Here is a 12,664-nt window from a genome sequence, read left to right on the forward strand (position 1 = left end):
TTATATTAGCTGGCAAATTCAAAGGCCTCTGAATGGTTGTTCAGAGGCCTTTTTTTTCGTTTTTTCATCATAGTTATGGTCACACAAGCCATAAAACAAAAGAGCCTGCTAATTAACAGGCTCTTGGATTAACAACGGATATTTTTATCGCGTTATATTATTGCTTCTTTTCTCTTATGACTCACTATGCGTTGACGCTTTAGTCATTTCAGATGAAGCATGATTAGTTGAACAATGACCACCCGCACCGCTACGGCCTTGCTTATCAAAGGCTGGACGTGCATCCCATGCTTTGATTTCAATTGCTACAGGCGCATCTGTAGATGCCGGAGCTTTCGTCATTGGCGAGCTGGCATGTAACTGGCGTACTGTTGGCTCTTGACGAATAACGGTCACTTTAGCTGGCTGCTTAACTTCAACCGATGCGACTTCGGTTTCCGTTTTAGTTTCAGCAACAGGCTCGGTCACTTCAGGCTGTGTTTCTACAGGTGTAGATTGAGAAGCAGTTTGCTCTACATGTTGCTCAGCCGCACATTCAGTCGATGCTTGGGTTGTTGCTGGCATCTCAGGTACAGGCGCTTGCGTTGTCATGTCACTATGGGTGTCTTCACTAGCGGTTTCATGATCAGCATTAGCTATGACTTTATTATGAGCGGTTTCTGTTTTCTCTTCGGCAACATCTGCTGGCTCAGTCACTTCATGTAGATAAGCTTCCGTTGTATTTAATACCGCAGAGATATTCTCTTTACGAGTAACATGCTCTTGGGTATTAACGTCAGCAATAACGTTGTTAACAGCGTTTTCTTCTACATGATCGGCAGTTGACTCATTAACATCAGCAGTCGTTTCTTGCGGTGCAATCGCGACAATTTCAGCTACAGCTTCAGTGGTTGATTCAGTACTAACTGTGACCGAATAAGTCGCTTCAGTTGCTTCAGTATTTGCTGTTTGAGCCTGAGCAACATCTGCAGCAATGGTTTCTGATACTTCTGGTGCAATAGCAACCATTTGTGGATCTTTATGAGTAATGAAGTTTTTAGCAACTGTATTGTCAGTGCTATTTTCAACATTATTGTCAACAAATGGTGCATCACTAATTGGTGTGACAGGGTAATGAATACATACTTTACCTGACGCAAGCTCTGGAGAAGCTACGGCCATCGTTAGCGGCATAGGGGAGACTAATGTACGTTCATCACGATAACGGCGACGACGTTGCCCACTAACACGTAAATGACGAGGTGAACGGCGAGAGCGACGTGGCATCACATTTTCTTGTTGGCCCGCATTATCTTCTTTTTTCACTTCTTCTTGTGCTTTTACAGTATCAGTTAACGCATTAGCAGAAACTTGTTCTTGCTCATCTTTAACCGTCGCTACTGGTTTCGCAACTTGCTGTTTTTCTGATGATGGTAATTGACTAACCACTGTCGCTGGTGGCTCAGAAACCGGTGAGTCGCTCACAGCAACATCAATAGCAGGTGTTGCGACAGCATCAGTAACACGAACAGATTGCGTTAATTGACGGCGAGCACGACGAGGCATAACAGGGCGACGAGGTTCTTCTTTCTTCTCAGCCTGTTTTGCTGCATTGTCATTTTCCGCTGTATTTTGTGCGGCTTTCGCAGCTTCTTGTTGTTGCTGACGTTTTTCTTCCTGACGACGACGTTGTTCTGCACGTTGTTCACGGCGTTGTTGACGACGGGCTTCACGTTCAGCGATTTCTTGCTCATTACTGACTTCAGTATTGGCATTTTGCGCTTTCTGATTACGGTTCTTACGATTTTCTTCGCTCGTTACGTTATCGCGATTGCGCTCGTGGTCACGATTGCGATCATTATCGCGTTCACGGCGGTTATTATTGCGACGATTGTTATTATTTCGGCGCTCACGACGGTTTTCATTATTCTCTTTTTTGCTTTCTTGCGGTTTTTCTTCAACGACAGGCTCTGGCTGACTCGCAAATAAGTTAGAGAAGAATTTTGCAATAGCACTAAAGAATCCACCACTCTCTGTTGTTTCGCTTTTCTTCACCTGTTTAGCTGGAGTTGGTGCAGATTTTTTCTTATTGGTGGTGTCAGCGCTATTATCTTGTAATGCAAAAGCGGATATCGCCGGTTGCTCTGGCGCTTTACGCTCAGGTACGGCTTCATCTTCTGCTTCATTTAACTGAGTTTCGTGATATTGCGCTAAATTGTAGCTTAATGAAGAGATCTCTTCGCCCTTGCGCACACGAATAACTGAGAAATGCGGTGTTTGCATTTGATCATTAGGAACAATCACTACTTTGACATTGGCTTGGCGCAACTCAATATCGGTGACTGCCTTACGTTTTTCATTGAGCAAGTAAGAGGCAATTTGTACGGGCACAATAGCGTGTACTTCATGAGTATTTTCTTTTAATGCTTCTTCTTCGATAAGACGCAACACAGAAAGAGAAAGTGACTCATTATCACGGATAGTCCCTGTGCCTAAACAACGCGGACAAACATGATGGCTTGATTCACCTAATGAAGGACTTAAACGCTGACGTGACATCTCTAATAAGCCGAAACGCGAAATGCGACCTATTTGAATACGTGCGCGATCTTGGCGCACAGCCTCACGCATTCTATTTTCTACTTCACGCTGATGACGAACAGGGGTCATATCGATAAAGTCGATAACAATCAAACCACCAAGGTCACGTAGACGGAGTTGGCGCGCAATTTCATCAGCAGCTTCTAAGTTAGTGTTAAAGGCTGTCTCTTCAATATCGCCACCTCGTGTTGAACGAGATGAGTTAATATCGATAGCGGTTAATGCTTCTGTTGTATCAATAACCAGAGCGCCACCCGAAGGTAAACGGACTTCACGTTGGAAGGCTGATTCAATTTGAGATTCAATTTGGTAGTGACTAAATAGTGGTACAGCCCCTGTGTAGTGGCGAATTTTGCTAGCAAAATCACCACGACCAATGGCTTCAATATGGCTACGAGCCATTTCAACTACTTTAGCGTTATCAATTAAGATCTCACCAATATCTGGTCGTAAATAATCACGGAAAGCACGTACAATCACGTTACTTTCTTGGTGGATCAGAAAAGGAGCAGGGCGACTTTCCGCTGCTTTTTTGATAGCATCCCAATGTCTTAAACGGTAGCTTAAATCTTGTTGTAATGCTTCTGCGGATTTACCCACACCTGCAGTACGAACAATCAACCCCATTCCATCAGGAATATCAAGGCTAGATAATGCTTCCTTTAATTCAGTGCGATCTTCCCCTTCAATACGACGAGAAATACCGCCAGCACGAGGGTTATTTGGCATTAATACCAAATAGCTACCTGCAAGGCTAATAAAGGTGGTTAAAGCAGCACCTTTATTTCCGCGCTCTTCTTTATCTACCTGTACGATTACCTCTTGACCTTCTTTTAAAACATCTTTGATGTTAGGACGACCATGTGAGTGATAATTACTAGGAAAATATTCGCGGGCAATTTCTTTGATAGGAAGGAAACCGTGGCGTTCCGCACCATAATCAACAAAAGCGGCTTCTAGACTGGGTTCAATTCGGGTGATTTTACCTTTATAGATATTGGCTTTTTTTTGCTCATGTCCGGGGCTTTCGATATCCAGATCATACAAACGTTGCCCATCAACAAGGGCAACACGCAACTCTTCCTGTTGAGTCGCGTTAATTAACATTCTTTTCATATTGTGACTTACTCGTTATTTTCACGTTTTATAATGTGCCACTGACATACGTAATTACACTATTGATAACCGATGACCTCGTGTCTTTTACAAAGGCGTCAACCTCACGGTTGTCGATTGTATAGAGGTGCAATTTGTCGGTGAGTCTGATTTTCAGTTCTAAAATTCAGCACTCTTTAATTGAGACGTAATGTGCCAACTCAATAAGTGATGTATTTATGGCATACTAAATTGTTTGATATTCGACTATGTCTTACGCCATTGCTGCATTTGAATATCAAACAAACAAAATTTCATAAATATACCTGATAAACTTAATCAGGAGAGTCTGCATTATTCCATTGGTGTTGGGGTTATAGCAAGATGACTTTTCCGCTTTGGTGACTTTTTCTGTATAAATATGAGAGATTAGTTAATGTTTCGTCTTTTTCCCATTAATCAGGTTAAAATAGGCACCCAATTTGATGTTATTTTGTGCACCAATAATTTGTTTGTCATTTTTTATTTTAAGAGAGCTAAAAAATCGCCACTATGAAATCATTTAATCAAGTTCAGTTCGTCACCATTGATGGCGATGAAGCAGGCCAGCGTATTGATAATTTTTTACTGGCACGCTTAAAAGGTGTACCGAAAAGTATGATTTACCGAATTATCCGCAAAGGTGAAGTTCGGGTTAATAAAGGGCGCATTAAGCCTGAATATAAATTAGCTGCAGGGGATAGCATTCGTATTCCTCCTGTCCGGGTAGCAGAAAAAGAAGAACATGCGGTATCGCCTAAGTTAGAAAAAGTATCAGCACTTGCTGAGTGTATTTTATATGAAGATGAACATGTGATGCTGATTAATAAGCCATCAGGGACGGCAGTACATGGTGGTAGCGGACTCAGTTTTGGTGTGATTGAAGGTTTAAGGGCATTGCGTCCAGAGGCGAGATTTCTAGAATTAGTGCATCGCCTTGATAGGGATACCTCTGGGGTATTATTGATTGCTAAAAAGCGCTCAGCCCTGCGTTCACTACACGAACAGCTAAGATTAAAACAGATGCAAAAAGATTATTTAGCCTTAGTACGTGGTCAATGGCAATCTCATACAAAAGTAGTACAAGCCCCGTTATTGAAAAATATCCTACAAAGTGGTGAGCGGGTGGTTAAAGTAAGTAGTGAAGGTAAACCATCAGAAACACGCTTTAAGGTAGAAGAGCGCTTTGAATTTGCGACCTTAGTTAAAGCAAGTCCTGTCACGGGACGAACTCATCAAATTCGTGTCCATACATTACATGCCGGCCATCCTATTGCTTTTGATGATCGCTATGGTGATCGTGATTTTGATACACAATTAGCTTCAACCAAGCTTAATCGTCTCTTTTTACATGCGAGTTCATTAACCTTTATTCATCCCTCAACAGGGGAAAAAATGCGTATTGAAGCGCCGATGGATAAAACGTTACGTTACTGTTTACAAGTATTACGCAATCAAAAATCTTAATACTACTGTTTTCAAACTAGCAAAGTGGGAGAAAATTTTTTCCCACTTTGTTTGCAAATGATTTACCGTTGTCGTCCTAGAAAATAGGATCAGTATCCAGCCAAGGTTATTTGGTGATGGTTGATATACATTGCTCAACAATTTTATCGATATTCCACTCTTTCGGAAGCGATTTAGAGCCGTCTTTTCTCATTTCCATATCAACACGAATAAATTCGGTCATACCATAATCTTTGATGATGTTGTCGTAAGTACAGCTACAAACTTCGGTAATTTGTGGTATTAGTGCATCATCAGTCACACCAGAACCGAGTATGCAACTACTAATAAAGTTCTTTTTAAATGAAGATGCACTTTCATCTTCTTTTTTGGGATCAGTATTTTGGGCAACATTACTACTGTTGTCTGCTTTTACGGCTGAATTGTCAGGTGCTTTCTCATCAGAGCAACCTACTACCGATGCCGTAAGGATTAAAGCTGCCAAAATTGATGCTAATTTATTCATAATACGCTTTATCGCTAAATAAGATTAAAATAAGACAATCACGACTATTCCTGATTATCTGTGGAAAGTAATGGGTTAATTCTTTGTGAGAGTAACATTTTATTCAATCGGATAAGTGGTAATCCGATTAAAGAATTTGGGTCATCACCGCTTAATTTATCGAACAGAGTAATTCCTAACCCCTCAGATTTGAAACTTCCTGCGCAATAAAACGGCGTTTCTTTATTTAAATAGCCGATAATTTCATCATCGGTTAAATGCCGAAAGTGAACTTGAAATAATTCACAATGACTTTCATAGGCTAATGTTGAGCTATTATATAAAGTTAATCCAGTATAAAATGATACACATTGACCGGATGCTTGTTTTAATTGTGCAAAAGCGTTTTCAAAATTAAGGGGCTTACCCGTAATTTTTTTATTGAGTACACAAACCTGATCTGAACCAATAATTAAGTGATTTGGGTATTGTACCTCTAAAGCACGCGCTTTTTCATAGGATAAACGAGTGACTAACGCTTGTGCACACTCTGTGGGCAAAGGGGTTTCGTCAATGTTTGGGGAGGCCTGTATAAAGGGCATTCCAAGCTTTTTCAGAAGCTGAGCTCGGAAGGGCGAAGTCGACGCAAGAACTAGTGGCAACATATTTTTTATAAAATCCGTAGCAAAATGATGCCCGACATTCTAAACTATGCGCCGCTGATAAAGCGAATTTTGGTGGAAAGGTGTAGATAACCCGCCTTTTTCTTTGACTATATTCCATTACAAAGATAATATGCGCGCCTTATGCAAAAGGTAAAATTACCCCTGACCATTGATGCGCTGCGAGCAGCACAGAAGAATTTAGACTATGACGGTCAATATTCCTCTGAGCAAGTTAGCCGCTTAGCTGAATCGGTGGTCAGTGTGGACAGTAATATTGATGTGGCTTTATCATTTGATATTGACCATCAACGTTTGGCAGTCATCAAGGGGCATTCCGATGTGGATGTCACTTTAGAGTGTCAGCGTTGCGGGGGCCATTTTCCCTATCATGTTCACACAACATATTGTTTTAGCCCTGTTGTTAGTGATGAACGGGCTGAAGCATTACCGGAAGAATATGAGCCAATCGACGTAGACGATTTTGGTGAAATAGATTTGCTGGCGATGATTGAAGATGAAATAATCCTCAACTTGCCGGTGGTTCCGGTACATGATTTTGAACACTGTGAAGTGTCCGACGCGGAACAAGTGTTCGGTGAACTCCCTGAAGAATTATCAGAGAAGCCGAATCCATTTGCCGTATTAGCCAGTTTAAAGAAAAGTACTAAGGAGTAAGGTCAATGGCCGTACAACAAAACAAACCAACTCGTTCTAAACGTGGTATGCGTCGTTCTCATGACGCACTGACAGCAACTCATGTTTCTGTTGACAAAACTTCTGGTGAAACTCACCTGCGTCACCATGTAACTGCTGACGGTTACTACCGTGGCCGCAAGGTTATCAACAAGTAATTAGCTTTATAGCTCGTTGATACTTTGACAAATCTAACCATAGCGTTAGATGCGATGGGCGGGGACTTCGGTCCTCGTATCACAGTGCCTGCATGTTTGCGGGCGCTGGCATCTAATCCTCATTTAAAAATATTGCTGGTGGGTCAACCAGACTCTATCTCTCCTCTGCTTGCAAATCAAAATGCTGAGCTAATCTCCCGTTTACATGTTATACCGGCTGAACATATTGTCGCCAATGATGCCAAACCTTCACATGCTATTAGAGCAAGTAAAGGCACATCAATGCGCGTGGCACTCGATCTGGTGAAAACAGGGGAAGCACAGGCATGTGTAAGTGCAGGTAACACCGGTGTGTTGATGGGGTTAGCAAAACTTCGGCTAAAAGCGATTGATGGAATAGAACGTCCTGCATTGGTTTCTGTGTTACCTAATCAGAAAAAAAGCAAGACCGTCGTTCTTGATTTAGGCGCGAACGTTAACTGTGATAGCCAAATGTTAGTTCAATTTGCTGTTATGGGTGCCGTGATGGCAGAAGAAATTGCAGGTATACATTCACCTAAAGTGGCACTTTTAAATATTGGTGAAGAAGAGAGTAAGGGATTAGATAATATCCGCGAAGCCGCCACCGTTCTTAAGGCGACACCAAATATAAACTATATTGGTTATGTGGAAGGTAACGAGTTACTGACCGGCAAAACAGATGTGTTGGTGTGTGACGGCTTCGCAGGTAATGTTTCCCTTAAAACAATGGAAGGGGTGATTAGAGTCTTCCTTTCATTGATTAAATCTTCTACTGGTGACAATAAAAAAACGTCGTGGTGGATGAAATTATTGAAGAAATGGTTACAAAAACGCCTAAATAAGCGTTTTGGCCATATGAACCCCGACCAGTATAACGGTGCTTCTCTGTTAGGATTACGCGGTATCGTCATTAAAAGCCATGGTGGCGCAAATGAAAACGCGTTTACAGCAGCAATAGAACAGGCTGTTCAGGCCATTGAGCGACAAATTCCAGAACGAATTGCCTCACGTCTGAATACAGTATTACCCAAGAGTGATTGATAGTATGTATACAAAAATCTTAGGTACTGGTAGTTACTTGCCTGTACAAGTGCGAACTAATGCCGATTTAGAAAAAATGGTTGATACATCAGACGAGTGGATTGTCACCAGAACAGGTATTCATGAACGTCGTATCGCAACAGAAGAAGAAACTGTTGCCAAAATGGGTGCGAGTGCCGCTGAGAATGCATTAGAAATGGCTGATATTGATAGACAAGAAATTGGCTTAATTATCGTTGCCACAACATCAGGCTCTCATGCGTTTCCGAGTGCGGCATGTCAAATTCAACACGCCCTCGGTATTGCTGATTGTATCGCGTTTGATGTTGCAGCCGCGTGCTCAGGATTCGTTTACGCGTTAAGTATCGCTGATCAATTTATTAAGGCTGGCACGGTGAAACAAGCTTTAGTGATTGGTGCTGATCGCTTATCACATGCGTTAGATCCTAACGATCGCGGTACAATTATTCTTTTCGGTGATGCTGCTGGTGCCGTCGTTGTCGGTGCTTCTGAAGAGTCAGGTATTATTTCTACACATTTACATTCTGATGGGCGTTTTGGTGAGCTGTTAGCTCTGCCTTATCAGGATAGAGAAAATCAAGACTTACCTGCTTATGTCACCATGGCAGGGAATGAAGTCTTTAAAGTCGCAGTTCGTGAACTTGCCCACATTGTGGATGAAACATTAGAAGCGAATCATATTGATAAATCGGAACTCGACTGGCTTGTGCCTCATCAAGCAAATTTAAGAATTATTTCAGCAACAGCCAAAAAGCTGGATATGACAATGGATAAAGTCGTGGTGACATTAGATCGCCACGGTAATACGTCAGCAGCATCCGTTCCTACAGCATTAGATGAAGCTGTAAGAGACAATCGCATTCAACGTGGGCAGTTAATTCTGTTAGAAGCGTTTGGTGGCGGCTTTACTTGGGGCTCTGCACTTATCCGTTTTTAATATTATCAGGAAAATAAACATGACTGATTTTGCAATGGTTTTCCCTGGACAGGGATCACAAGCGATTGGAATGCTTGCAGAACTTGCCGAGCATTATCCAATAGTGACAGAAACATTTGCTCAAGCATCTGATGTATTGGGTTATTCTCTTTGGGATTTAGTGCAAAATGGTCCTGAAGAAGAGTTAAACAAAACATGGAAAACACAGCCGGCATTATTAGCAGCATCCGTTGCTATTTGGCGTGTATGGCAAGAAAAGCAAGGCAAAATGCCACAAATGATGGCAGGTCACAGTCTTGGTGAGTATTCTGCTTTAGTCTGTGCTGGCGTAATTGATTTTGCTGCGGCGATTAAACTAGTAGAATTGCGCGGTCAATTAATGCAAGAGGCTGTACCTGCAGGTACTGGCGCCATGTATGCAATTATCGGATTAGATAATGATGCTATTGCAAAAGCTTGTGAAGATGCGGCTCAAGGACAAGTTGTCTCACCTGTGAACTTTAACTCACCCGGTCAAGTGGTGATTGCGGGTAATAAAGAAGCCGTAGAGCGTGCAGGGGCATTATGTAAAGAAGCTGGAGCAAAACGTGCGTTACCTTTAGCGGTAAGTGTGCCTTCTCACTGTGCTTTAATGAAGCCTGCTGCAGATAAGTTAGCTGTTGCATTACAAGAAATTGAATTTAAACAACCTGAAATTCAAGTTGTTAATAATGTTGATGTGAAAACACAAACCGATGCTAATGCTATTCGAGATGCATTAGTTCGTCAGCTTTATAACCCAGTCCGCTGGACTGAAACGGTTGAATTTATTGCTGGCAAGGGCATCACACAATTATTAGAAATAGGACCCGGTAAAGTATTAACTGGTTTAACGAAACGTATTTCTAAAGAGATGAACGCTGCGGCAGTTAATGATATTGCATCATTAGACGCTGCATTAGGAAATGACTGAGGGATCTCATGGGATTTGACGGAAAAATAGCGCTAGTTACTGGTGCAAGCCGTGGTATTGGCCGTGCGATTGCAGAAAAGCTAATAGCATGTGGTGCTACCGTAATTGGTACAGCAACGAGTGAAAACGGTGCTAAAGCGATCAGCGAATATTTAGGCAATAAAGGTAAAGGTTTTGTGTTAAACGTCACAGAAACTGACTCTATTGAAAAATTTTTAGCTGATGTGCGCGCGGAATTTGGCGAAATTGATATTTTGGTCAATAATGCAGGTATTACTCGTGATAACCTGTTGATGCGCATGAAAGATGATGAGTGGCAAGATATCATTGACACTAATCTTTCATCAGTCTTCCGTCTGTCTAAAGCAGTTATGCGTGCTATGATGAAAAAACGTTATGGTCGCATAATTACTATTGGTTCAGTAGTTGGAACCATGGGTAATGCTGGACAGGCAAACTACGCGGCAGCAAAAGCGGGTGTGATTGGTTTTAGTAAATCATTAGCACGCGAAGTTGCTTCCCGTGGCATTACGGTAAATGTTGTTGCTCCTGGCTTTATCGAAACTGATATGACCAGAGCGTTAACAGAAGACCAAAGAGCCGGTATTTTATCTCAAGTGCCAGCTAACCGTTTAGGTGATGCCAAAGAGATTGCCAGTGCTGTAGCTTTCTTAGCTTCTGATGAAGCAGGCTATATCACGGGTGAAACATTGCATGTCAATGGCGGCATGTACATGGTCTAATTACGGGGACGTCTTTATATTTGCTTTTTGCGTACAATATAATGCAAAATATAGCGAATAAAGTAGTCCACACAGTCGGGATTGGTTAGATCTTTTCCTGTATTTATAAACTAAGAAAATCATCGCGCAAGCGAGTTTTGATAGGAAATTTAATAGTATGAGCACTATCGACGAACGCGTTAAGAAAATCATTGTTGAACAACTGGGTGTTAAAGAGGAAGAAGTTGTGAATTCAGCTTCATTTGTTGATGACTTAGGCGCTGATTCTCTTGACACAGTTGAGCTGGTAATGGCTCTGGAAGAAGAATTCGATATCGAAATCCCAGACGAAGAAGCAGAAAAAATTACTACAGTTCAAGCTGCTATTGATTACGTTGAAAACGCAGGTAAATAAGCTTGCTAATCTAGGCGGTCACTCGACCGCCTATATTCTTAATCCTAAACTTTTTCCCTCCTTGGAGGATAAGCGTGTCTAAGCGTCGTGTAGTTGTGACCGGACTAGGCATGTTATCTCCTGTCGGTAATAACGCAGAAGCTTCTTGGAAAGCTGTGTGTGCCGGACAGAGTGGTATCGGCCTTATCGAAGAATTTGACACCAGTCATCATGCGACTAAATTCGCAGGATTGGTAAAAGATTTCAATCATGAAGATTACAATCTTTCGCGTAAAGATGCGCGCAAGATGGATCTCTTTATTCAATATGGTATTGCAGCAGGTGTTCAAGCCATTGCGGATTCAGGTCTTGAAGTAACAGAAGCCAATGCAAGTCGTATCGGAGCTGCTATTGGTTCTGGTATTGGTGGCTTAGGCCTTATCGAGGAAAATCATTCATCATTAATCAATGGTGGCCCTCGTAAAATTAGCCCATTCTTTGTTCCTTCAACCATCATTAATATGGTTGCTGGCCATTTAAGCATTATTTATGGCTTACGTGGACCGACCATTTCTATCGCAACTGCATGTACATCAGGTGTGCATAATATCGGGCATGCCGCTCGTATTATCGCTTATGGTGATGCTGATGTGATGTTAGCGGGCGGCGCTGAAAAAGCAACAACACCATTAGGTGTTGGTGGTTTTGGTGCAGTACGTGCATTATCAACACGTAATGATGATCCTCAAGCGGCAAGTCGCCCATGGGATAAAGATCGTGATGGTTTCGTGTTAGGTGATGGTGCAGGTGTGTTAGTCCTCGAAGAGTATGAACACGCTAAAGCACGTGGCGCTAAAATTTATGCAGAAGTTGTTGGTTTTGGTATGAGTAGTGATGCTTACCATATGACCTCTCCTGCAGAAAATGGTGCGGGTGGTGCACTTGCAATGGAAAACGCATTGAAAGATGCGGGTATTACTGCTGCTGATGTCGGTTATATCAACGCGCATGGTACTTCTACTAATGCGGGTGATATTGCAGAAGTGCAAGCTGTTGAAACGGTATTTGGCAAAGGGACTGATGTATTAGTTAGCTCAACAAAATCGATGACGGGTCACTTATTAGGTGCTGCCGGGGCGATTGAGTCTATCTTTACTATTTTGTCTTTACGTGACCAAATTGTACCGCCAACAATCAATCTTGATAATCAAGATGAACATTGTCACCTTGATTTCGTACCACATAAAGCGCGTAAAGTTGAGAACATGGATTATGCACTATGTAACTCATTTGGCTTTGGCGGTACCAACGGTTCGATTCTCTTTAAGCGTGTGTAAACCGCTTATTCGCGTATTGAATTAGTCTAAAGACCCAGACATCATGCTGGGTCTTTTA

12 protein-coding genes are annotated in these 12,664 nt (G+C 42.0%); 9 read left to right on the forward strand and 3 right to left on the reverse strand.

Translation table 11 applies throughout. The features are described 5' to 3' along the window. Positions 1-174: 174 nt before the first annotated feature. Positions 175-3,696, reverse strand: coding sequence for a ribonuclease E (gene rne / locus HMPREF0693_RS17875; protein WP_004247074.1), 3,522 nt, complete (start codon positions 3,694-3,696; stop codon positions 175-177). A gap of 531 nt (positions 3,697-4,227) precedes the next feature. Here rne and rluC point away from each other — a divergent pair. Continuing rightward, positions 4,228-5,181 (forward strand): 23S rRNA pseudouridine(955/2504/2580) synthase RluC, encoded by a 954-nt coding sequence (rluC, locus tag HMPREF0693_RS17880; RefSeq protein ID WP_004247076.1) that lies wholly within the window; start codon positions 4,228-4,230, stop codon positions 5,179-5,181. A 106-nt stretch (positions 5,182-5,287) separates the two neighbouring features. Here the strand turns inward: rluC and HMPREF0693_RS17885 are convergent, their stop codons facing one another. Together HMPREF0693_RS17885 and HMPREF0693_RS17890 are read right to left on the reverse strand one after the other, a co-directional pair. Then, positions 5,288-5,686, reverse strand: coding sequence for a hypothetical protein (locus tag HMPREF0693_RS17885; protein ID WP_004247077.1), 399 nt, complete (start codon positions 5,684-5,686; stop codon positions 5,288-5,290). Positions 5,687-5,730: 44 nt separating this feature from the next. Further along, on the reverse strand, positions 5,731-6,330 hold the full coding sequence (locus tag HMPREF0693_RS17890; RefSeq protein ID WP_004247078.1) for a Maf family protein: 600 nt from the start codon (positions 6,328-6,330) through the stop codon (positions 5,731-5,733). 141 nt (positions 6,331-6,471) lie between these two features. On the opposite strand from HMPREF0693_RS17890, the gene yceD reads away from it, so the two are divergent. From yceD to fabF, 8 genes are all read left to right on the forward strand, one after another. After that, positions 6,472-7,005 carry a 23S rRNA accumulation protein YceD gene (gene yceD / locus HMPREF0693_RS17895; protein ID WP_004247079.1) on the forward strand — a complete coding sequence of 178 codons (534 nt, stop codon included), beginning with the start codon at positions 6,472-6,474 and terminating at the stop codon, positions 7,003-7,005. A gap of 5 nt (positions 7,006-7,010) precedes the next feature. Next, the gene (gene rpmF, locus HMPREF0693_RS17900) at positions 7,011-7,181 is read left to right on the forward strand and encodes a 50S ribosomal protein L32 (protein ID WP_004247080.1); all 171 of its coding nucleotides are present in this window, start codon (positions 7,011-7,013) and stop codon (positions 7,179-7,181) included. Between the two features lie 24 nt (positions 7,182-7,205). Continuing rightward, entirely contained in the window at positions 7,206-8,243 is a 1,038-nt protein-coding gene (gene plsX / locus HMPREF0693_RS17905) for a phosphate acyltransferase PlsX (protein WP_012367762.1), read from the forward strand. A 4-nt stretch (positions 8,244-8,247) separates the two neighbouring features. Then, on the forward strand, positions 8,248-9,201 hold the full coding sequence (locus HMPREF0693_RS17910; protein ID WP_004247821.1) for a beta-ketoacyl-ACP synthase III: 954 nt from the start codon (positions 8,248-8,250) through the stop codon (positions 9,199-9,201). A gap of 19 nt (positions 9,202-9,220) precedes the next feature. Further along, on the forward strand, positions 9,221-10,153 hold the full coding sequence (gene fabD / locus HMPREF0693_RS17915; RefSeq protein WP_004247084.1) for an ACP S-malonyltransferase: 933 nt from the start codon (positions 9,221-9,223) through the stop codon (positions 10,151-10,153). Between the two features lie 8 nt (positions 10,154-10,161). Then, positions 10,162-10,896, forward strand: coding sequence for a 3-oxoacyl-ACP reductase FabG (gene fabG, locus HMPREF0693_RS17920; protein ID WP_004247085.1), 735 nt, complete (start codon positions 10,162-10,164; stop codon positions 10,894-10,896). A gap of 157 nt (positions 10,897-11,053) precedes the next feature. Next, the gene (gene acpP, locus HMPREF0693_RS17925) at positions 11,054-11,290 is read left to right on the forward strand and encodes an acyl carrier protein (RefSeq protein ID WP_004247087.1); all 237 of its coding nucleotides are present in this window, start codon (positions 11,054-11,056) and stop codon (positions 11,288-11,290) included. A gap of 74 nt (positions 11,291-11,364) precedes the next feature. Next, complete coding sequence (gene fabF / locus HMPREF0693_RS17930) at positions 11,365-12,606, forward strand: beta-ketoacyl-ACP synthase II (protein ID WP_036932515.1); 1,242 nt, start codon at positions 11,365-11,367, stop codon at positions 12,604-12,606. Positions 12,607-12,664: the final 58 nt, after the last annotated feature.

The sequence above is a fragment of the Proteus mirabilis ATCC 29906 genome (assembly GCF_000160755.1).
Classification (GTDB): domain Bacteria; phylum Pseudomonadota; class Gammaproteobacteria; order Enterobacterales; family Enterobacteriaceae; genus Proteus; species Proteus mirabilis.

Coding starts and splice junctions, on each gene's coding strand:
- rne (WP_004247074.1), bottom strand. CDS start 3,696: ATGAAAAGAATGTTAATTAACGCGACTCAACAGGAAGAGTTGCGTGTT.
- rluC (WP_004247076.1), top strand. CDS start 4,228: ATGAAATCATTTAATCAAGTTCAGTTCGTCACCATTGATGGCGATGAA.
- HMPREF0693_RS17885 (WP_004247077.1), bottom strand. CDS start 5,686: ATGAATAAATTAGCATCAATTTTGGCAGCTTTAATCCTTACGGCATCG.
- HMPREF0693_RS17890 (WP_004247078.1), bottom strand. CDS start 6,330: ATGTTGCCACTAGTTCTTGCGTCGACTTCGCCCTTCCGAGCTCAGCTT.
- yceD (WP_004247079.1), top strand. CDS start 6,472: ATGCAAAAGGTAAAATTACCCCTGACCATTGATGCGCTGCGAGCAGCA.
- rpmF (WP_004247080.1), top strand. CDS start 7,011: ATGGCCGTACAACAAAACAAACCAACTCGTTCTAAACGTGGTATGCGT.
- HMPREF0693_RS17910 (WP_004247821.1), top strand. CDS start 8,248: ATGTATACAAAAATCTTAGGTACTGGTAGTTACTTGCCTGTACAAGTG.
- fabD (WP_004247084.1), top strand. CDS start 9,221: ATGACTGATTTTGCAATGGTTTTCCCTGGACAGGGATCACAAGCGATT.
- fabG (WP_004247085.1), top strand. CDS start 10,162: ATGGGATTTGACGGAAAAATAGCGCTAGTTACTGGTGCAAGCCGTGGT.
- acpP (WP_004247087.1), top strand. CDS start 11,054: ATGAGCACTATCGACGAACGCGTTAAGAAAATCATTGTTGAACAACTG.